This window comes from Saccharopolyspora taberi (assembly GCF_039534165.1).
Taxonomy (GTDB): Bacteria; Actinomycetota; Actinomycetes; order Mycobacteriales; family Pseudonocardiaceae; genus Saccharopolyspora_D; species Saccharopolyspora_D taberi.
Genome location: NZ_BAAAUX010000005.1, coordinates 134,456 through 152,481 on the forward strand (window position 1 = coordinate 134,456; position 18,026 = coordinate 152,481).

Below are 18,026 nucleotides of genomic sequence, written 5' to 3' on the forward strand. Positions count from 1 at the left end.
GGGACGGGCTCGTGCTGGTCAGCGGTTCAGCAGGCGCGCGTCGAGGTGTCCGAAGGCGGCGTCGCGCTCCCGGAGCCCGGCCGCCAGCTCCTCGGCCTCGGCCGAACGGCCCGACTCCAGCAGGTCCAGCATGCGGTGCGCGCGCGAGCCGTGCTCGTGCGCGCGGTCCCGCGCGTACCCGGCGCCGGCGTCGTGGCTGATCATGAAAGCCCAGTCGCTGGCCAGCGCCAGCAGCGTCTCGCGCAGCAGTTGGTCGCGGGTCCGGTCCCGCCCCGGTCCCGCGGGCGGGCCCAGCCGCAGCACCCGCTCCTGGAGCCGTTCGTTGGCGGCGGCGATGTCGGCGACCGCCTCGCCCGACCACACCCGCCAGTCGCCGCCGACGCCCCAGGAGGTGACCGGCAGCTCGACCGGGTCGCCGAGGTGCCCGGCGTCGAGCGCGCCGCGCAGCGTCGTCACCCGGATCCCGGCCTCGGGCAGCGCGCGCAGCACCCGCTCCAGCCACACCGGACCCTCGAACCACCAGTGCCCGAACAGTTCGGTGTCGAAGGCCGCCACGACCAGGCCGGGACGGCCGTCGCGGCCGCGGTGCCCGTCGAGCCGCCGCCGCACGGCCGCGACGAAGTCCTCGACGTGCTCGTCGACAGCGGCCATCGCGGGCTCGGCCAGGTAGGGCTGCTTGTCCTCGGGCGCGACGTCCTTGCCGGTGATCCGGGACGGTTTCAGCCCCACCGCGTGGTCGAAGGTGTGGAAGTCCCGGTACGCGGGGTGCGAGGGGTAGCCGTGGTCGGACCAGACCCGGTCGCTGATCGTGACGTCGCGCCCGAAGCAGACGGCCTCGCCGACGGGGTGCGCCGTCGAGACGTCGTCGAGCGCGCTTCCGTCGACCAGGAACCGGCGCACGCCGGTCGCCGCGTAGGTGTCGGCCACGCCCGGCCCGTACGCGCACTCCGGCGCCCAGATGCCTTCGGGGCGGGTGCCGAACCGCAGCTTCGCGTCGGACAGCCCGACCTCCAGCGCGAAGGCGCGCAACCTCGGGTCGAGCAGCGGCTGGAACGGGTGGGTCGCGGGGCCGCCGATCAGCTCGACCACGCCGGAGTCGATCAGCGGGCGCAGGACCGGCGAACCGCCGTGCAGCCAGCGCTGCTCGAAGTCGTCGAGACCGCGTGCCGCGGCGCGGAACTCCGCGGTCGACAGGTCGCTTCCGCGCCAGCGCGCGGCGGCCTGCTCGGCGCGCAGCCGCCAGTTGCCGAGCCAGTGGTGGAACCCGCGCAGGCAGCGCGGATCGTCCAGCTGTGCGGCGAGAACCGGGGTGAGGCCGAGGGTGAGCACGTCGCGACGCCCCTCGTCGGCCAGTCGTTCCAGCACCCGCACCAGCGGCAGGTACGAGCCGGCCCACGCCTGGTACAGCCACTCCTCGCCGACCGGCCACCGGCCGTGCCCGGCCAGCCAGGGCAGGTGGCTGTGCAGCACCAGCGCGAAGCTGCCGACCGGCTCGTTCACGTGGCGGGGGAGACGGTCACGCCGAGCGCACCCGGCCCGGCGTGGGCGCCCAGGATCGCGCTGGTCTCCTCCAGCGTGACCCGCCGCGCCTGCGGGAGCTCGCCGCGCAGCTGCTCCAGGACCCGGCCCGCGCGGTCGGCGAACTGGAAGTGCTCGACGCCGACGTCGACCGGTCCGCCGCCCGCGCGCTTGACCGCGTAGCCGACCGCCTTCTTCAGCGCGCGGTCGGCGCCGATCGCCTTGCTGTTCTGGTCGATCACGCCGTCCCGCAGCTCCAGCACCGGTTTGATCGACAGCGTCTGCCCGAGCCACGCCTGCGCGCGCCCGATCCGGCCCCCGCGCTGGAGGTATTCGAGGGTGTCGACGTAGAGCAGCTGGGTCGTGGTGCGCAGGCGGCGGTCGAGCACGCCCATCACGCCCTGCACGGTCGCGCCCGCCCTGGCGGCCTCGGCGGCGGCCATCACCGGGTAGCCGAGGCCGAGCCCGACCAGGCGGGAATCGACCACGTAGACCGGGATTCCGATCTCCTCGGCGGCCTTGCGGGCCGAGGCGCAGGTCCGGGACAGGCCCTCGGAGATGTGGATGGAGATGATCGCCTCCGCGCCGGAGGCGGCGGCGTCCATGTAGTTCCAGAAGAAGGCGGGCGCCGGCGGTTCCGCGGTCGCGACCGGTACGCCGTCGCGCATCGCCTGCGCCACTTGGGGATGCGGTACCCGGCGCTCGTCGTTGTACTCCTCGCCGACCTTGAGCTCCAGCTGGACGATCGCGATGCCCAGCCGGTCGGCGACGTCGAGCGGGATCGAGGCGGTCGAGTCCGTCACGATGGCGACGCGTTGGCTCATGCGGTCAGGCTACTCACCCGTATTTCCCATGTGGACCGGTGCGTCGGTTCCGGTTCCGGGATCGGTGGCAGTGAGTACTGTCACGCGCATGCCCTGGTTGCACTTGGGCTACCGACCGGTAACATCGTGGGTGGTTGGAGTCACTGTGCTATCGGCACGACGACGTGGCAAGGTCAACCATCCGGTGCAATCGCCGGAACCGGAACATTTTGGGAACACACGAGCCGTCAGTCCGCAGGAGGTCGAAGAGGACCCATGAACATCGTCGTCCTGGTCAAGCAGGTGCCCGACACGTGGTCCGAGCGCAAGCTCACCGACTCGGACCACACTCTCGACCGCGAGTCGGCGGACGCTGTGCTGGATGAGATCAATGAGCGTGCCGTCGAGGAAGCCTTGCTGGTCAAGGAGGCCCAGGGCGGCGAGGTGACGGTCGTGGCCATGGGCCCGGACCGCGCCACGGATGCGATTCGCAAGGCGCTGTCGATGGGTGCGGACAAGGCGATCCACCTGTCCGACGAGGCGCTGCACGGTTCGGACGCCCCGGCCACGGCGCGGGCGCTGGCCAAGGTGATCGGCACGATCGACTCGGTCGACCTGGTGATCGCGGGCAACGAGGCGACGGACGGTCGCTCGGGTGCGGTGCCTGCGATGGTGGCCGAGGTGCTGGGCCTGCCGCAGCTGACGTATGCGCGCAAGGTGGAAACCGACGGCTCGACGATCAAGGTGGAGCGCGAGACCGACGCGGGGATCGTGCACGTCGAGGCGAACCTGCCCGCCGTGGTGTCGGTGACCGAGAAGATCAACGAGCCGCGGTACCCGTCGTTCAAGGGCATCATGGCCGCCAAGAAGAAGCCCGTGCAGGTGCTCACCCTGGCCGATGCCGGGATCGACGCCGCCGAGGTCGGTCTGGCCAACGCCGGTTCGCAGGTCACCGAGTCCGCGCCGAAGCCGCCGAAGCAGGCCGGTCAGCGGGTGACCGACGAAGGCGACGGCGGCACGAAGATCGTCGAGTTCCTGGCCGGTCAGAAGCTGGTCTGAGTCCACTGGTTTCGCGAGGAGATTCAAGTCATGTCTGAGGTGTTGGTCCTCGTCGATCACGTGGACGGCGAGGTCAAGAAGGTCACGTTCGAGCTGTTGACCGCGGCGCGCCGGCTGGGCGAGCCGTCGGCGGTGGTCGTCGGCGAGCCGGGCACGGCCGCCAAGCTCACCGACGCGCTGAAGTCCTACGGTGCGGCCAAGGTCTACGCCGCCGAGTCGGCCGAGGCCACCCAGGTTCTGGTCACCCCCGCCGTGGACGTGCTCGCGTCGCTGGTGGGTTCGACCTCGCCGGCGGCGGTGCTGGTACCGGCGTCGGTGGACGGCAAGGAGATCGCCGGGCGGCTCGCGGTGCGGACCGGCTCGGGTCTGCTGTCGGAGGTTGTGGATCTGGACGCCGAGGGTGTGGGCAGCCACTCGCTGTTCGGTGGCACCTACGACGCCAAGGCCAAGGTCGTGGCCGGTACGCCGGTGATCACGGTGCTGCCGGGTGCGGTCGAGGCCGAGCAGGCCGAGGGCGCTGCTGTCGAGCAGGCGGTGGAGGTTCCGGCTCAGGACGCGGCCAAGAGCGCGAAGATCACCGGCCGGGAGCCGGTCGTCGGTGGCGACCGTCCGGAGCTGACCGAGGCGTCCGTGGTCGTCTCCGGTGGCCGTGGTGTCGGCTCGGCGGAGTCGTTCGAGGTCGTCGAGAAGCTGGCCGACAGCCTGGGTGCTGCGGTGGGTGCCTCGCGTGCGGCGGTCGACTCGGGCTACTACCCGCACCAGTTCCAGGTCGGTCAGACCGGTAAGACCGTGTCGCCGCAGCTCTACATCGCCCTGGGCATCTCGGGTGCGATCCAGCACCGGGCGGGTATGCAGACCTCGAAGACGATCGTGGCGGTCAACAAGGACCCCGAGGCCCCGATCTTCGAGATCGCCGACTACGGCGTGGTGGGCGACCTCTTCCAGGTCGCACCCCAGCTGACCGAGGAGATCAGCAAGCGCAAGGGCTGACCGAACTCGACGAAGAAGCCGTGGGTCTCCGGAAGGAGGCTCACGGCTTCTTCGCTTCGTCCCTGCCCTTGCAGGCGAGCTTGTCGGCGCGCTCGTTCTCCGGGTGCCCGGCGTGGCCCTTGACCCACTCCCACTCGATCTGGCCGTGCCTGCGGCACTCCTCGTCGAGCCGCTGCCACAGCTCGGCGTTCTTCACCGGCTGCTTGGCCGAGGTCACCCAGCCGTTGCGCTTCCAGCCGTGCATCCACTTCGTGATGCCGTTGAGCACGTAGGTGCTGTCCGTGTGGATGCGCACCAGCGGGACCGGGCGGGTCAGCGCGGCAAGACCCTCGATGACCGCGGTCAGCTCCATCTTGTTGTTGGTCGTGGCCGGATCGCTGCCGTGCAGCTCCCGCTCGTGCGCTCCGTAGCGCAGCACCGCGCCCCAGCCGCCGGGGCCGGGGTTGCCGCTGCACGCGCCGTCGGTGAAGAGGTCGACCGGAGTCTGCTGCATGCCGGAAAATCTACTGCGTCGCTTCCGGCGGTTCTGCGAGGCTGGCGCGGTGCGAATCCTGTTCACCGCAGCCCCGGGTTACGGGCTGATGCTTCCGGTCGTGCCGCTGCTCTGGGCCGCGCGCGCCGCCGGTCACGAGATCCTGCTCGCCACCTCGTCGGAGATGAACGAGGCGGGCGCCCGCGCCGGGCTGCCGGTCTACGACGTGTTCCCGGACCGCGACGTCTGGCAGGACCTGATGCGCGGGGTCGTCGGCGGCGACGAGGAAGAGCTGTCCGAGGAGTACCGCAGGGCCGCCGGGGCGGGCAATCCGTTCGGGCTGTTCACCCTGACCATGACGGAGGGGACGATCCGCGCGGGCCGGGACTTCGGCGCGGACCTGGTCGTCCACACCTCGGACCACGCGGCGGGACGGCTTGCGGCCCGTGCGCTCGGGGTTCCCGCGCTGGAGGTCGGCAACCGCGTGTCCTGGTCGCTGCGGGACGCGGAGTTCCTGGAGAGCCACAACACCTTCGACGGCGGGATCGAGACCGCGCTGCAGGACAAGCTCGGCATCCCGGAGGGCAATCCCGAGATCGTCGCCCGCATCGACCCCCGCGCGCCGAGCATGGGCGGTCTCAAGGACGACGAGCCGGACTCCAGGGACGGGGTTCCGTGGTGGTCGATGCGGTACGTGCCGTTCAACGGCGGCTCGGTGGTGCCGGAATGGGCGCTGCGCAAGCCGGAGCGGCCGAGGGTCTGCGTGACGCTCGGGACGGTCGTGCCGATCGTCGCGGGCACCAGCAGCCTGTCGGTGGTGGTCGAGGCGCTGGGCGGGATGGACGTCGAGGTCGTGCTCGCGGCGGGGAAGACGGACCTGAGCGATCTGGGAGAGCTGCCGGAGAACGTGCGTTCGGCCGGGTTCCTGCCGCTGTCGTCGTTCCTGCCGAGCTGCTCGCTGATCGTGCACCACGGTGGTTCCGGCACGACCGCCGCGCCGTTGCACTACGGCGTTCCGCAGCTGGTGCTGCCCGCATTCGCGGACAACCCGATGTCGGCGCAGCGGGTGGTGGACCGGGGCGTGGGACTCTCGCACGATCCGTCCACTGTGGATGTAGCGATGGTCAGGGAGTCGGTGCGCAGGCTGCTCGACGAGCCGGCTTTCACTTCCGCGGCACGGGATGTCGCCGCGGAGATGGCGACCCAGCCGAGCCCTTCGGCCGTCGTCGCCCGGGTGGAGGCCGCGTTGTGACCGCGGCCCGGGTTGCCGAACAGGTGCTGTCCGGGCGCGGCCTGGACTTCGCCGCGGCGGCGCGGGCCGACGGGTGGACCAACGAGACCTGGTTCTGCGGTGACCTCGTCGTCCGGGTGGCGCGGCAGCCGGGGCAGGCGGACCTCGTCCGGGAGGCGGCGCTCGCGGCGCTGTTCCCGCCGGAGGTCGGCTACCCGGAGGTCGTCGACGCCGGGGTGCTCGACGGCCACGAGTGGGTCCTCAGCCGCCGGATTCCCGCGCGGAACCTCGAAGACGTCTGGCCGGAGCTGGACGACCGGCAGCGCGCGTCCGCCGTCGAGCAGGTGTGGGCGAGGGCGGAGCACGTCCACCGGCTCGACATCGCTGCCGTCGCGCCGCACGCGCGGGCGCGGTCGCCGTTCTTCTCCGAGTCCGCAGGCGAAGTGAAGGCCGCGTTGGTGCGGCTCGGCGCGGCCGGGCTGCTCACCGAGCGGCAGCAGCGCGAGCTGGGTGCGGTGATGGACCGGTTCTGGGCGGCGTTGCCCGGCGCGCCGCGGGTGCTCAACCACGGCGATCTGGGCATGTGCAACGTGCTTTGGGACGACGGGCGGGTGGTGTCGATCTTCGACTTCGAGTTCGGCGTTGTCGCGCCTGTCGAGGTCGACCTGAACGAGCTTCTCAAGTTCTGCACCGGGGAATCGCGTGCGCGGCGAGCGGCGTTGGACATCGCGCGGTCCGCGCTTTCCGGTGGGGTTGATGTGCTTCTGGGGTACTCGGTGATGTTGGAGCTTTGGCTTTGCGAGCGGGATCCTTCCGAGCCCGAGCCGCATCGGTTGTTGACCGCGCTCGCCGAGGGGCGCGGTGGGCACCTCGGGGCACTGCTGGAGGGCTAGTGCTCTTGGTATTTCGGTGGCCTGGAGTGTCCAAGGGCTGAAATCGTGGGCGGATGGTTCACAACGTTGCACTGGTCCTCGGTGGTGGTGGGGCTGCCGGACAGGCGTGGCAGATCGGTGTCATCGCCGGTCTGGCCGAACCTGGTCCCGATCTGACAGAGGCCGCCGATCTGGTGATCGGCACCTCGTCCGGTTCCACCACGGCGGCGTACGTGCGCAGCGGTGTACCAGCGGCCGGACTGCTGGCCTCGGTGCTGTCCGAGCCTGCTCAACCGGTCGGACGGCCCCCGGAACGGCCGCCGTCCCTGTCGATGGCCGAGGTGTTCGAGCGGATGCGGGCCATCGGCGCCGCCGCCACCTCGGCAGCCGATCTGCGACGTGCCATGGGCGCGTTCGGGTTGGAGAGCGACTCCGTGCTCGGACCTGAGGCGGCGCGACAGCGGCGCGCAGTGGTCGCTGCCAGGTTGCCCCGCGCTGAATGGCCGGACCGGCCGATGATCGTGGTGGCCGTCAACGCGCATACCGGCGAGTTGGCCGCGTTCGACCGCGATTCCGGCGTCGACCTGGTGGACGCGGTCACCGCGAGCACCGCGCTGCCCGGTGGGGCTCCCACACACAGCATCAACGGCACTCACTACATCAACGGCGGCGTGCGCTCCGCCGAGAACGCCGACCTCGCCTCCGGCTATGCGAACGTCGTGGTGCTCTCGCCGTTCGGCGGGCGGAGCGGCACGCTGCCGGAAGGTCAGTTCGAGGGTCTGCGCAGGGAACCGGAATGGGGCACGGACCTGGCAAGCCAGGTCGAGGCCCTGCGCGAGCGGGGAAGCCGCGTCGAGGTGATCACCCCGGACGCCGGTTCCCTGGCCGCGATGGGCACGAACCAGATGGATCCGGCAACCCGCATCCCCGCCGCCCGCGCCGGTTTCGCCCAAGGCAAGCAGGAAGCGCCCCGCGTGACGTTCCTCTGACGACTGCCCGCGCCGTCCGCTGCGAGGAGCCTGACCTTCCGGTCCGCGCCTACCGCGAAGCGGCGGGGTCGTCCACGGCCAGCCGCACCGCCAGTCCCGCGTACACCGCGGCCGAGAGGCGGTCCAGCCAGCGGCGCACGCGGCGGCGGCTGATCAGCGCGTCCGACAGGCGTCCCGAGGCGAAGCCCGCGACTCCGTCCACGGTGAGGCCGATGGCGATGAACACCGCGCCCAGCACCAGGAACTGCAGCGGGACCGGCAGGGCCGCGCCGTGGTCGACGAACTGCGGGAAGAACGCCAGGAAGAACAGGATGACCTTCGGGTTCGCCAGGTTGGTCAGCACCGCCATCCCGAAGACCCGGCGCAGCGAGCGGACCGGTGCCCGCCGGGCGGTCGCCGGGCTCGGTGCGCGGAGCGCGTCGATCGCCAGGTAGATCAGGAACAGGATTCCGAAGATCCGGACGACCTCCAGCGTGACCGGGGCGGCCTGGAGCAGGGCGCTCAGCCCGAGCGCCGCGGCCAGCGTGTGCACCGCGATGCCGGTCGACATCCCCACCGCCGCGACGAGCCCGGCTCGGGCACCCGACGCCATGCCGTTGGCCATGATGAACAGCATGTCCGGCCCCGGAACGATGCTGATGACCGTCACGGCCCCGGCGAACGCGACCAGCAGTGCGATGTCCATCCAACGCCTCCCCGTTGCGGCTGCTCCGCTCGGACAACCCCGCCGCGCGCACCGGAATTCCGCGAAACACCTGGCATTAACCGAAAGTTCCTGCTTCGTGTCACCCTCCGGCCTTCTGGACGTTCGCCGCACGGGGATACACAAGGCAGCATGTCCGAGTCGCAGCTGCTTGTCAGCACCGCGCCCACGGGGACGTCGGAGTCCAGCGATGTCGCCCACTACTCCCTGCTCGTGGCCAGGGACACCGACGAAGTGCGCGCCGCGCAGCGCCTGCGCTACCAGGTGTTCGCCGAGGAGATGGGCGCCACCGTCACCGGTGATCGTCCCGGCGTCGACAGCGACGCGTTCGACGACTACTGCGATCACCTCATCGTCCGCGACGACCGCACCGGCGAGATCGTCGGCACCTACCGGATGCTCCCGCCCGAGCGGGCCAAGGCCGCGGGCAAGCTCTACTCCGAGACCGAGTTCGACCTGTCCGCCCTGACCTCGCTGCGCCCGGCGCTGGTGGAGACCGGCCGCTCCTGCGTCCACCGGGACCACCGCAGCGGCGCCGTGGTCAGCCTGGTGTGGGCCGGCATCGCCCGGTACATGCTGCTGTACGGGCACTCCTGGCTGGCAGGCTGCGCGTCGGTGTCGCTGGAGGACGGCGGCCCGATGGCCGCGCGGGTGTGGGACACCGTGTCGACCAAGCACTACGCGCCCGAGGAGTACCGGGTGCGCCCCTACCAGCCGTGGAACCCCGAGCCGGTCAAGCGCACCGCGCGCGGACCGCTGCCGCCGCTGCTGAAGGGCTACCTCCGGCTGGGCGCCTGGGTGTGCGGCAGGCCCGCGCACGACCCCGACTTCGGGGTGGCCGACTTCTTCGTCCTGCTCGACCTCAACTGCGTCGACCAGCGCTACCTGCGCTTCTTCCTGGGCGCAGCGGCATGACCCACCCCTGGATGCCGTGGTCGCCGTGCGGTCCGGACTGCCTGCCGCCGCGGCCGGAGCGGGTCGCGCCCTCGCGCGTCGCGCTCCGGCTCGGTTCGGCGTCGTGCGTGCTGGTCGCCGGGATCGGGCTCGCGGCGGTGATCTCGGTGGTCCCCGGCCGGGCCGGGCAGCGGATGATCCGCAAGTGGTTCCGGGCGCTGCTGCGCGCCTTCGGCGTCCGGCTGGTCGTGCACGGCACCCCGCGGACCGGCGGCGGGCTCGTGGTCAGCAACCACGTGTCGTGGCTGGACGTGGTGGCCATGCAGGCGGTGTGCCCGATGCGGCTGCTCGCCAAGACCGAGGTGAAGTCCTGGCCGCTGATCGGCGCGCTGGCAGGCCGGGCGGGCACCCTCTACATCGACCGCGACCGGCTGGCCGGTCTGCCCGCCGCGGTCGGCACCATCGCCGCCGCGCTGCGGGAGGACGCCGTGGTCGGCGCGTTCCCGGAGGGCACCACCTGGTGCGGGTCGGAGTCCGGGCGCTACCGGCCCGCGGTGTTCCAGGCCGCGATCGACGCCGGTGCGCCGGTGCGGCCGATCGCGCTGCGGTTCCGCACCGAGGACGGCGAGGCGACCACCGCCGCGGCTTTCGTCGGCGAGGCAACGCTTTTCGAGTCCGTGCTGGCCGTGGCGCGGCTGCGCGGGCTGGTGGTCGAGCTGTCGCTGCTGCCGGAGCTGGACTCCGCGGCGATCGCCGACCGGCGGGTCCTCGCCCGGCGGGCGCAGGCGGCGGTCGCCTCCGCGACCGCGGGGGCCTCGCCGCAGCGGCACGCCCTGGCGGCCTGAGCTTCCGCCGTTCGGGGCGGGAGCGGAAAACCACTGGACTTCCACCTGGGTTCAGGTAGCAGGCTCGCGGGAGTGAGCACCGAGACGAGAGCCCCCAGCGCCCTTTGGGCGCCGCAGCGGCGGAACTTCACCGTCGGAATGATCCTGGTCGTCACCCTCGCCGCGTTCGAGGCGATGGGGCTCGGCACCGCGTTGCCGACGATCGTCGCCGAACTCCGGGGCGAGGACTACTACTCGTGGCCGTTCACGGTGTTCATGGCCGCGAGCGCGATCGCCACCGTGCTGGCCGGGCAGCTGGCCGACCGGCGCGGCCCGGGACTGCTGTTGCTGCTGGGCCTGCCGTCGTTCGCGCTGGGGCTGGTGATCGCCGGGGTCGCGCCGGACATGCCGACGCTGCTGGTCGCGCGGGTCTTCCAGGGGCTCGGCGGTGGCGCGCAGATCGTCGCCCTGTACGTGATGATCGCCCGCGTCTACCCGGAGCAGGACCGGCCGGCGGCCTTCGGCGCGCTGTCGTCGGCGTGGGTGGTCCCGTCGCTGATCGGGCCCGCGGTCGCCGGGTTCCTCACCGAATACCTGAGCTGGCGCTGGGTTTTCCTCGGCCTGGCCCCGCTGGTGGTGCTCGGGGCGGCACTGCTGGTGCCGACCGTCCGGCGGCACGGAGCCCGGCGGGAGGGAGCCGCGGCGCCAGGCCGGCCCGGCCTTCCACTGGCCGCGGTCGGCGCCTCCGCGGGCGTGGTGGCGCTGACCTGGTCCGCGCAGAACCCGTCGCTGTACTCGCTGTTCCTGGGAGCAGCAGCCCTCGTGGTGCTCGTGATCTCGGTCCGGTTGCTGGTGCCTCCGGGAACTCTGCTGGTCCGGCCGGGAATTCCGGCGATGGTGTTCGCGCGCGGGCTGGCCGCGGGCGCGTTCTTCACCGCGCAGGCGTTCGTCCCGCTGGTGCTGTCGGTCGTGCACCACTACACGCCGTCGATGGCCGGGGTGCCGCTGACCGTCGGCTCGCTGGGCTGGACGGTCGGCGCGCTGTGGCAGAGCAGGCAGCGGGAGCGGCGCAGGGAGCCGATCGTGGCCGCCGGGCTCGCGCTGGTCGGCACCGGCGTGTGCGGGCTGTCGCTGATCGCGCCGGCGTGGGGGCCGCACTGGCTGGTCTTCGTGCTGTGGTTCGTCGCGGGGACCGGCATGGGCATCGGGACCGCGAGCACGTCGGTGCGGGTGCTGGCGCTGTCGCCGGAGCAGGAGCGCGGGTTCAACTCCTCAGCGCTGCAGATCTCGGACATGCTGGGCCAGGCCACCATGGTCGGGCTCGGCGGTGTCGTGGTGACCGCGCTGGCCTCGACCAGCGCTCCCGCGGCGGGCGTGGTCCCGCTCGACCTGCTGCTGGCGGCCCTCGCCGGGCTCGGTGCGCTGCTGGTCCTGCGCTCCGGCCGGGAACAAACGGCCTGACCTGCGCGTTCCGCTTCCGGACCACAGGCTGATCACCGGTCTGCCTGCATTACCCTGGAACGGCGATGACTTACCTTGACCACGCCGCCACCACCCCGATGCGTCCGGGGGCGGTCGCGGTGATGAGCGAGGCGTTGGCCCGGCTGGGCAACGCCTCCTCCCTGCACACCTCGGGACGGCAGGCGCGGCGCGCGGTCGAGGAGTCCCGCGAGGACATCGCCGCCGCCCTCGGCGCCCGGCCGTCCGAAGTCCTGTTCACCGCGGGCGGCACCGAAAGCGACAACCTCGCGGTGAAGGGCATCTACTGGGCCCGCCGCGCGGCCGACCCGGCGCGGCGCCGCATCCTGGCCTCGACGGTCGAGCACCACGCGGTGCTCGACGCCGTCGAATGGCTGGTCGAGCACGACGGCGCGGACGTCACGTGGCTGGAGACCGACGCGGTCGGCCGGGTGCGGCCGGAGGTGCTGGAGGCCGCCCTGGCGGCCACGCCGGACGAGAACGCCCTGGTCACGGTGATGTGGGCGAACAACGAGGTCGGCACGGTCAACCCGATCGCCGAGCTCGCCGCGATCGCCGGGAGCCACGGGGTGCCGATGCACACCGACGCGGTGCAGGCGATCGAGACGCTGCCGGTGTCGTTCGCCGAGTCCGGGGTGTCGGCGCTGACGATGACCGGGCACAAGGTCGGCGGCCCCTACGGCGTCGGCGCGCTGGTGCTTTCCCGCGATGTCGGGTGCACGCCGCTGCTGCACGGCGGCGGGCAGGAGCGCGAGGTGCGCTCCGGAACGCTCGACGTGCCCGGCGTGCTGGGCTTCGCCCGCGCGGTGCGCGAAGCCGTCGACGCCCGCGCCACCCACGCGCCGCAGCTCGCGGCGCTGCGCGACGAGCTGGTCGCCGGGGTGCTCTCGGTGGTGCCGGACGCGGTGCTCAACGGCGACCCGGGCACCGGCGTCGTCGCGGGCGGGCCGTCGCGGCTGCCGGGCAACGCGCACTTCGCGTTCCCCGGCTGCGAGGGCGACAGCCTGCTGATGCTGCTGGACGCCAAGGGGATCGAGTGCTCGACCGGCTCCGCCTGCACCGCGGGCGTGGCCGAACCGAGCCACGTGCTGCTGGCGATGGGGGCGGAACCGGAGACCGCGCGCGGCTCGCTGCGGTTCTCCCTCGGGCACAACTCCACCGCGGCCGACGTCGCGGCGCTGACCGCCGCGATCGGCCCGGTGGTGGACCGGGCGCGCAACGCCGGGATGGCCGGGTTGCGCCGGACTTCGGTGCGGTCGGCCGCGCCGACGGAGGTGTGAGGCGTGCGAGTACTGGCAGCCATGAGCGGCGGGGTCGACTCGGCCGTGGCCGCCGCGCGAGCGGTCGCCGCCGGGCACGACGTGACCGGCGTGCACCTGGCGCTGTCGGCCAAACCCGGCACGCTGCGCACCGGCGCGCGCGGCTGCTGCACGATCGAGGACTCCCACGACGCCCGGCGCGCCGCCGACATCCTGGGAATCCCGTTCTACGTCTGGGACTTCGCCGAGCGGTTCACCGAGGAGGTCATCGAGACCTTCGTCGGCGAGTACGCCGCGGGCCGCACCCCGAACCCGTGCCTGACCTGCAACGAGAAGATCAAGTTCGAGGCGCTGCTGGAGAAGGCGATGGCGCTGGGCTTCGACGCGGTGTGCACCGGGCACTACGCCCGGCTGTCCACCGCGGACGGGGTTCCGGTGCTGCGGCGCAGCCGCGACGAGGGCAAGGACCAGTCCTACGTCCTCGCGTCGCTGACCGCCGAGCAGCTGCGGCACTCGATGTTCCCGCTCGGCGACTCGCTGAAGTCCGAGGTCCGCGACGAGGCGGCCGAACGCGGCCTGGCGGTCGCGCGCAAGCCCGACAGCCACGACATCTGCTTCATCCCGGACGGCGACACGAAGAAGTTCCTGGAGAACCGGCTCGGCCAGCGCCCGGGGCAGCTGGTGGACGCCGAGACCGGCGCGGTGCTCGGCGAGCACACCGGTGTGCACGGCTTCACCGTCGGCCAGCGCAAGGGCCTGGGCATCGACGCGCCCGCGCCCGACGGCAGGCCCCGCTACGTGCTGTCGCTGGAACCGGTGTCGGGCACGGTCAAGGTCGGCTCCGCCGACCACCTCGGCATCACCGAGATCGACGCGAAGCGCCCGATCTGGCCGTCGGAGCGGGAGCTCGACGGGCCCACGGAGTGCGTCGTGCAGGTCCGCGCCCACGGCGGCACCGCGGACGCGGTGGCCGAGCCGGCGGGCGAGGGCATGCGGATCCGCCTGCGGCAGCCGCTGCGCGGCGTTGCGCCGGGGCAGGCGGTGGTGCTGTACCGGCCGGAGGCCGGGGGTGACCTGGTGCTGGGTAGTGCCTTGATCTCTGGGACGCGGTAGATCGGGGCTCTGGTGGGCTAAGCGGCTTCGCCGCTTGAGGACGATGGCTGGTTAGTACACCGGCAGTTCTAGGGAGTTCGCGGCTTTCTGGATGCCTTCGGCCACCTTGGAGAAGCGTGGGGCCAGGGATGCCAGGCGCATGATCTGGTTGCGGAGCCAGATCTGGGCGCGGGAGCTGGGCATCAGCGTTTTGCCGCCCGTGCCCGCGATCTCCTGGTTCCGCGCGACGAAGTCGCGCAGCAGCTCCTCGTAGCGGGCGAACGCGATCCGGTGGTTCCCGCCCGCGGCCTTGAGCTCTCCGGCCAGCACGTACGCGCCGACCACCGCGAGGCTGGTGCCCTGCCCGGACATCGGCGACGGCCCGTAGCCCGCGTCGCCGACCAGCGCGACCCGGTCGCGCGACCAGCTGTCCAGGTGGATCTGGGCGACCGCGTCGAAGTAGAAGTCCGGGGCCTCGTCGGCGGCGTCGAGCAGGCGCGGGACCTCCCAGCCGATCCCGGCGAAGGCGCTGCGCAGCACCGCCCGCTGCTGGTCGGGGTCGCGATGGTCGAAGCGGAACTCCGGCGAGGCGAAGCCGAGGATCGCGTTGGCCCTGGTGCGGTCGCGGGCGGAGTAGATCCCGGCCAGCCTGCCCGGGGCGTTGTGCAGCAGGGTCCAGTGGTCGAGCCGCAGGTGGTTCTCGGTGGTGAAGATCGAGACGTAGTAGCCGAGGTGCCTGCGGAACCGCTCCTCCGGGCCGAACGCCAGCGACCGCACCCGGGAGTGCAGGCCGTCGGCGCCGATCACCAGGTCGAAGTCGCGGGGTTCACCGCGTTCGAAGGTGACCCGGACCCCGTCCGCCCGCTGGTCGATCCCGGTGATCGAGTCGCCGAAGACGTACTCGACGTCGTCCCGGGTGGCCGCGTGCAGGACCCGGGCGACGTCGCCGCGCGGGACCTCCACGTCGCGCCGGTTCCCCCTGCCGTCGAAGGTGTTCATGTCGGAACTGGTCAGCGGTCGGTTGGCGGCGTCGACGAAGGTCATGCCGCGCATCCCGGTGCGGCACTCGCGGATCTCGTTGTAGACCCCGGCCCGTTCGGCGACGTCGACGGCGACGCCCCGGAGGTCGACGGGGTAGCCGCCGGACCGGACCGCGGGAGCGCGCTCGACGACCGTCGGGCTGAAGCCGTGGCGGCGCAGCCAGTAGGCGAGCGCGGGACCGGCGACGCTCGCGCCGGAGATGAGGATGTTGGTGTTGTCCACGCCGCGACGGTACGGCCGCAACTAACCGTGCGGCAAGTAATTTACCGTGCGGCAAGCAGCTAGACTGCTCGGAACCGAGCGGAGGAGGCGGCGGGCATGCCCAGGGAACGCGTCGACACCAGGACCGAGATCCGGGTGGTCGCCGCCGAGTTGTTCGCGCGCCAGGGGTTCGAGAAGACCAGCCTGCGCGAGGTCGCCGAGCGGCTGGGCATCACGAAAGCCGCGCTGTACTACCACTTCCAGTCCAAGGCGGACCTCGCGCGCGGCATCGTCCAGCCGATGTTCGACGAGGTCGAGGAACTGCTGCGGGTCAGCGAGGCCGCGCCGGTCGCGCCGCGGGCGCTGCTCGAAGGCTATTTCGACGTGGTCGCCAAGCACCGCGAGGTGTTCTGGATGATCTTCCGCGACATCGGCGTCCTCGGGCACCTGAACCTGATGGAGGCCATGCTCGGCTGGCGGGCCCGGCTCAACGCGCTGCTCGTCGGCGAGCCGGCGACGCCCGCCGACTGGGCGCGCGCCACCGTCGCGGTCGGCGGGCTGCAGGACTGCGTGACCAACGAGGGCGAGGTCGCGGACTTCCGCGCCGCCGCGGTGGATGCGGCCCTGGCCGCTCTCGGTTCCGGATCGCGCTAGCTCAGGGCAGCAACGCCCGCAGCTCCACCCAGACGGCGACGAGCAGCAGCCGCCACGGGCTCAGCGCGGCCCGGCCGGAAATGCGAACACCGTGGGACTGCTGGGATTCGATCGGTCGGCCGTGCATCCTCGTGCCCCTCTCGTTCGAGCGTTCGGGGTCGTTCGAGGTTCGGGGGAGGCGGGCGGCGCCCCGGCAGCCGCCCGCCTCCCGTCCTGCCCCGGCCCCGACTCCGCGGCAGGCGCCCCCCGACGTGTTACCGGTTTTCCCACTCGACCTCGATGGATTATGAAGATTGCTGGTTACCCGCCGGTACCACAAGGGTTCCGGCGAAAAATTCGAAACGCACCGTTCCCTGTCGCCCCGATCTGGCGCCGGGGTGCGGCCACCCGATAGTGTCGGCGGTCACGGTGGCTGAGAGGGGTCGCGATGCCTGGTCCGCGGACGAGCACGGTGGGCGACCTGCTCCGCCGGAGCGCGGCGCGAGTCCCCGGGCGGACGGCATTGCGCTTCGTCGACGCGGCGGGCGCCGAGCGCTCGTGGACCTACGCGGAACTGGACGCCGCGGTGACCCGGGCCGCCGCCGCGCTGCTCGCCGCCGGCGCGGTCAAGGGGGACCGGATTGCCGCTTACGGCAAGAACTCCGACGCCTACTTGATCGGTTTCCTGGCCTGTGCCAGGGCGGGTCTGGTGCACGTGCCGATCAACTACAACCTCACCGGCGGGGAACTGGACTACCTGATCCGGCAGTCCGGCAGCACCATCGCGCTCGCCGACCCCGCGCTGGCGGACCGGGTGTCCGGTGTGGACCAGGTGATCCCGTTGCGGGACAACGAGAAGTCGTTGCTCGCGAGGTGCTCGGACGGCGAAGTCCCGGAGCTGCCGGTGGAGGTCTCCGACGGCGATCTGGTGCAGCTGCTCTACACCTCGGGCACCACGTCCCACCCCAAGGGCGCGATGATGACGCACCGCGCGCTGCTGCACGAGTACCTGTCGTGCGTGGTGGCGCTGGACTTCACCGAAGATGACGACCCGCTGCACGCGATGCCGCTCTACCACTCGGCGCAAATGCACGTCTTCCTGTTGCCGCACTTGATGATCGGCTCCACCAACCGGCTGGTCGAAGCACCCGATCCCGGGGACGTGCTGCGGCGCGTAGAGAACGAGCGCATCGGTGCCTTCTTCGCCGCTCCCACGGTGTGGGTCGCGCTGGCCAACCACGCCGATTTCGCCGCCCGCGACCTGAGTTCGCTGCGCAAGGCGTACTACGGCGCGTCCATCATGCCCGGTCCGGTGTTGCAGAGGCTGCGGGATTCCTTGCCGGAACTGGGTTTCTACAACTGCTTCGGGCAGTCCGAGATCGCTCCGCTCGCGACGGTGCTGCGGCCGGAGGAGCACCGGGACCGGCCGGACTCGGCAGGGCGGCCGGTGCTGTTCGTCGAGGCCAAGGTCGTCGACGAGACCGGAGCGGAAGTTCCTCCTGGCGAGCCGGGCGAGATCGTGTACCGCTCGCCGCAGCTGTGCGAGGGCTACTGGGACAAGCCCGAGGAGACCGCCGAAGCGTTCCGGGACGGCTGGTTCCACTCCGGTGACCTGGTCCGCAGGGACGAGGAGGGCTACTACTACGTCGTCGACCGGATCAAGGACGTGATCAACACCGGCGGCGTGCTGGTCGCGTCCAGGGAGGTCGAGGACGCGCTGTACGCGCACCCGGCCGTCGCCGAGGTCGCGGTCGTCGCGGTGCCCGATCCGAAGTGGGTGGAGGCCGTCGCCGCCGTCGTGGTCGCCAAGGCCGACGTGACCGAGGACGAGCTGGTCGCCCACGCCCGCCGCAGCCTCGCAGGGTTCAAGGTGCCCAAGCGGATCCGGTTCGTCGACGACCTGCCGCGCAACAGCTCCGGCAAGCTGCTCAAGCGGGTGCTTCGGGAACAGTTCGCCGCCGACTGA

18 protein-coding genes are annotated in these 18,026 nt (G+C 71.8%); 12 read left to right on the forward strand and 6 right to left on the reverse strand.

All coding sequences use genetic code 11. The annotated features are described in order from the left end of the window. Positions 1 to 18: 18 nt before the first annotated feature. Together ABD691_RS05245 and ABD691_RS05250 are read right to left on the reverse strand one after the other, a co-directional pair. Complete coding sequence (locus ABD691_RS05245) at positions 19 to 1,500, reverse strand: 1,4-alpha-glucan branching protein domain-containing protein (protein ID WP_344678256.1); 1,482 nt, start codon at positions 1,498 to 1,500, stop codon at positions 19 to 21. Beyond that, positions 1,497 to 2,342, reverse strand: a complete 846-nt coding sequence (locus ABD691_RS05250; protein WP_344678257.1) for a DegV family protein — start codon at positions 2,340 to 2,342, stop codon at positions 1,497 to 1,499. Before ABD691_RS05250 ends, ABD691_RS05245 begins: the two co-directional genes overlap by 4 nt. A 255-nt stretch (positions 2,343 to 2,597) precedes the next feature. Between ABD691_RS05250 and ABD691_RS05255 the strand changes: the two genes are divergently transcribed. Both ABD691_RS05255 and ABD691_RS05260 read left to right on the forward strand, forming a co-directional pair. Beyond that, positions 2,598 to 3,380: an electron transfer flavoprotein subunit beta/FixA family protein gene (locus ABD691_RS05255; RefSeq protein ID WP_344678258.1), complete on the forward strand. Its 783-nt coding sequence runs from the start codon at positions 2,598 to 2,600 to the stop codon at positions 3,378 to 3,380. 30 nt (positions 3,381 to 3,410) lie between these two features. Further along, a complete protein-coding gene (locus ABD691_RS05260) occupies positions 3,411 to 4,370 on the forward strand; it encodes an electron transfer flavoprotein subunit alpha/FixB family protein (RefSeq protein WP_344678259.1) in 960 nt (319 codons plus the stop codon). Positions 4,371 to 4,410: 40 nt separating this feature from the next. Here ABD691_RS05260 and rnhA read toward each other — a convergent pair whose 3' ends face one another. After that, on the reverse strand, positions 4,411 to 4,863 hold the full coding sequence (gene rnhA / locus ABD691_RS05265; protein WP_344678260.1) for a ribonuclease HI: 453 nt from the start codon (positions 4,861 to 4,863) through the stop codon (positions 4,411 to 4,413). A 49-nt stretch (positions 4,864 to 4,912) separates the two neighbouring features. On the opposite strand from rnhA, the gene ABD691_RS05270 reads away from it, so the two are divergent. The 3 genes from ABD691_RS05270 to ABD691_RS05280 are packed head-to-tail and all read left to right on the forward strand — an operon-like array spanning position 4,913 to position 7,934. After that, positions 4,913 to 6,094: a nucleotide disphospho-sugar-binding domain-containing protein gene (locus ABD691_RS05270; protein ID WP_344678261.1), complete on the forward strand. Its 1,182-nt coding sequence runs from the start codon at positions 4,913 to 4,915 to the stop codon at positions 6,092 to 6,094. Beyond that, on the forward strand, positions 6,091 to 6,966 hold the full coding sequence (locus ABD691_RS05275) for a phosphotransferase family protein (RefSeq protein WP_344678262.1): 876 nt from the start codon (positions 6,091 to 6,093) through the stop codon (positions 6,964 to 6,966). Before ABD691_RS05270 ends, ABD691_RS05275 begins: the two co-directional genes overlap by 4 nt. Positions 6,967 to 7,019: 53 nt before the next feature. Next, positions 7,020 to 7,934, forward strand: coding sequence for a patatin-like phospholipase family protein (locus ABD691_RS05280; RefSeq protein WP_344678263.1), 915 nt, complete (start codon positions 7,020 to 7,022; stop codon positions 7,932 to 7,934). Between the two features lie 49 nt (positions 7,935 to 7,983). Here the strand turns inward: ABD691_RS05280 and ABD691_RS05285 are convergent, their stop codons facing one another. Then, positions 7,984 to 8,619 carry a LysE family translocator gene (locus ABD691_RS05285; RefSeq protein ID WP_344678264.1) on the reverse strand — a complete coding sequence of 212 codons (636 nt, stop codon included), beginning with the start codon at positions 8,617 to 8,619 and terminating at the stop codon, positions 7,984 to 7,986. A 150-nt stretch (positions 8,620 to 8,769) separates the two neighbouring features. Here ABD691_RS05285 and ABD691_RS05290 point away from each other — a divergent pair, with 150 nt between their 5' ends. The 5 genes from ABD691_RS05290 to mnmA all read left to right on the forward strand — a co-directional run bounded on the left by ABD691_RS05290 (position 8,770) and on the right by mnmA (position 14,206). Further along, positions 8,770 to 9,552 carry a GNAT family N-acetyltransferase gene (locus ABD691_RS05290; RefSeq protein WP_344678265.1) on the forward strand — a complete coding sequence of 261 codons (783 nt, stop codon included), beginning with the start codon at positions 8,770 to 8,772 and terminating at the stop codon, positions 9,550 to 9,552. Beyond that, a complete protein-coding gene (locus tag ABD691_RS05295) occupies positions 9,549 to 10,376 on the forward strand; it encodes a lysophospholipid acyltransferase family protein (protein ID WP_344678266.1) in 828 nt (275 codons plus the stop codon). Before ABD691_RS05290 ends, ABD691_RS05295 begins: the two co-directional genes overlap by 4 nt. A gap of 72 nt (positions 10,377 to 10,448) precedes the next feature. Further along, on the forward strand, positions 10,449 to 11,816 hold the full coding sequence (locus ABD691_RS05300) for an MFS transporter (RefSeq protein ID WP_344678267.1): 1,368 nt from the start codon (positions 10,449 to 10,451) through the stop codon (positions 11,814 to 11,816). A gap of 65 nt (positions 11,817 to 11,881) precedes the next feature. Further along, entirely contained in the window at positions 11,882 to 13,114 is a 1,233-nt protein-coding gene (locus ABD691_RS05305; RefSeq protein WP_344678268.1) for a cysteine desulfurase family protein, read from the forward strand. 3 nt (positions 13,115 to 13,117) lie between these two features. Then, positions 13,118 to 14,206 (forward strand): tRNA 2-thiouridine(34) synthase MnmA, encoded by a 1,089-nt coding sequence (mnmA, locus tag ABD691_RS05310; RefSeq protein WP_344678269.1) that lies wholly within the window; start codon positions 13,118 to 13,120, stop codon positions 14,204 to 14,206. Between the two features lie 51 nt (positions 14,207 to 14,257). Here the strand turns inward: mnmA and ABD691_RS05315 are convergent, their stop codons facing one another. Further along, on the reverse strand, positions 14,258 to 15,448 hold the full coding sequence (locus ABD691_RS05315; RefSeq protein WP_344678270.1) for an FAD-dependent monooxygenase: 1,191 nt from the start codon (positions 15,446 to 15,448) through the stop codon (positions 14,258 to 14,260). 96 nt (positions 15,449 to 15,544) lie between these two features. Between ABD691_RS05315 and ABD691_RS05320 the strand changes: the two genes are divergently transcribed. Next, complete coding sequence (locus tag ABD691_RS05320) at positions 15,545 to 16,081, forward strand: TetR/AcrR family transcriptional regulator (protein WP_344678271.1); 537 nt, start codon at positions 15,545 to 15,547, stop codon at positions 16,079 to 16,081. A 1-nt stretch (position 16,082) separates the two neighbouring features. Here ABD691_RS05320 and ABD691_RS05325 read toward each other — a convergent pair whose 3' ends face one another. Continuing rightward, positions 16,083 to 16,208 carry a hypothetical protein gene (locus ABD691_RS05325; RefSeq protein WP_344678272.1) on the reverse strand — a complete coding sequence of 42 codons (126 nt, stop codon included), beginning with the start codon at positions 16,206 to 16,208 and terminating at the stop codon, positions 16,083 to 16,085. A gap of 300 nt (positions 16,209 to 16,508) precedes the next feature. Between ABD691_RS05325 and ABD691_RS05330 the strand changes: the two genes are divergently transcribed. Beyond that, positions 16,509 to 18,026 carry a fatty acyl-CoA synthetase gene (locus ABD691_RS05330; RefSeq protein WP_344678273.1) on the forward strand — a complete coding sequence of 506 codons (1,518 nt, stop codon included), beginning with the start codon at positions 16,509 to 16,511 and terminating at the stop codon, positions 18,024 to 18,026.

What these genes read in the sequence shown, in the direction of transcription:
- ABD691_RS05250 (WP_344678257.1), bottom strand. Translation starts at nt 2,342, where the DNA reads ATGAGCCAACGCGTCGCCATCGTGACGGACTCGACCGCCTCGATCCCG.
- ABD691_RS05255 (WP_344678258.1), top strand. Translation starts at nt 2,598, where the DNA reads ATGAACATCGTCGTCCTGGTCAAGCAGGTGCCCGACACGTGGTCCGAG.
- ABD691_RS05260 (WP_344678259.1), top strand. Translation starts at nt 3,411, where the DNA reads ATGTCTGAGGTGTTGGTCCTCGTCGATCACGTGGACGGCGAGGTCAAG.
- rnhA (WP_344678260.1), bottom strand. Translation starts at nt 4,863, where the DNA reads ATGCAGCAGACTCCGGTCGACCTCTTCACCGACGGCGCGTGCAGCGGC.
- ABD691_RS05280 (WP_344678263.1), top strand. Translation starts at nt 7,020, where the DNA reads ATGGTTCACAACGTTGCACTGGTCCTCGGTGGTGGTGGGGCTGCCGGA.
- ABD691_RS05285 (WP_344678264.1), bottom strand. Translation starts at nt 8,619, where the DNA reads ATGGACATCGCACTGCTGGTCGCGTTCGCCGGGGCCGTGACGGTCATC.
- ABD691_RS05290 (WP_344678265.1), top strand. Translation starts at nt 8,770, where the DNA reads ATGTCCGAGTCGCAGCTGCTTGTCAGCACCGCGCCCACGGGGACGTCG.
- ABD691_RS05295 (WP_344678266.1), top strand. Translation starts at nt 9,549, where the DNA reads ATGACCCACCCCTGGATGCCGTGGTCGCCGTGCGGTCCGGACTGCCTG.
- ABD691_RS05305 (WP_344678268.1), top strand. Translation starts at nt 11,882, where the DNA reads ATGACTTACCTTGACCACGCCGCCACCACCCCGATGCGTCCGGGGGCG.
- ABD691_RS05320 (WP_344678271.1), top strand. Translation starts at nt 15,545, where the DNA reads ATGCCCAGGGAACGCGTCGACACCAGGACCGAGATCCGGGTGGTCGCC.
- ABD691_RS05325 (WP_344678272.1), bottom strand. Translation starts at nt 16,208, where the DNA reads ATGCACGGCCGACCGATCGAATCCCAGCAGTCCCACGGTGTTCGCATT.
- ABD691_RS05330 (WP_344678273.1), top strand. Translation starts at nt 16,509, where the DNA reads ATGCCTGGTCCGCGGACGAGCACGGTGGGCGACCTGCTCCGCCGGAGC.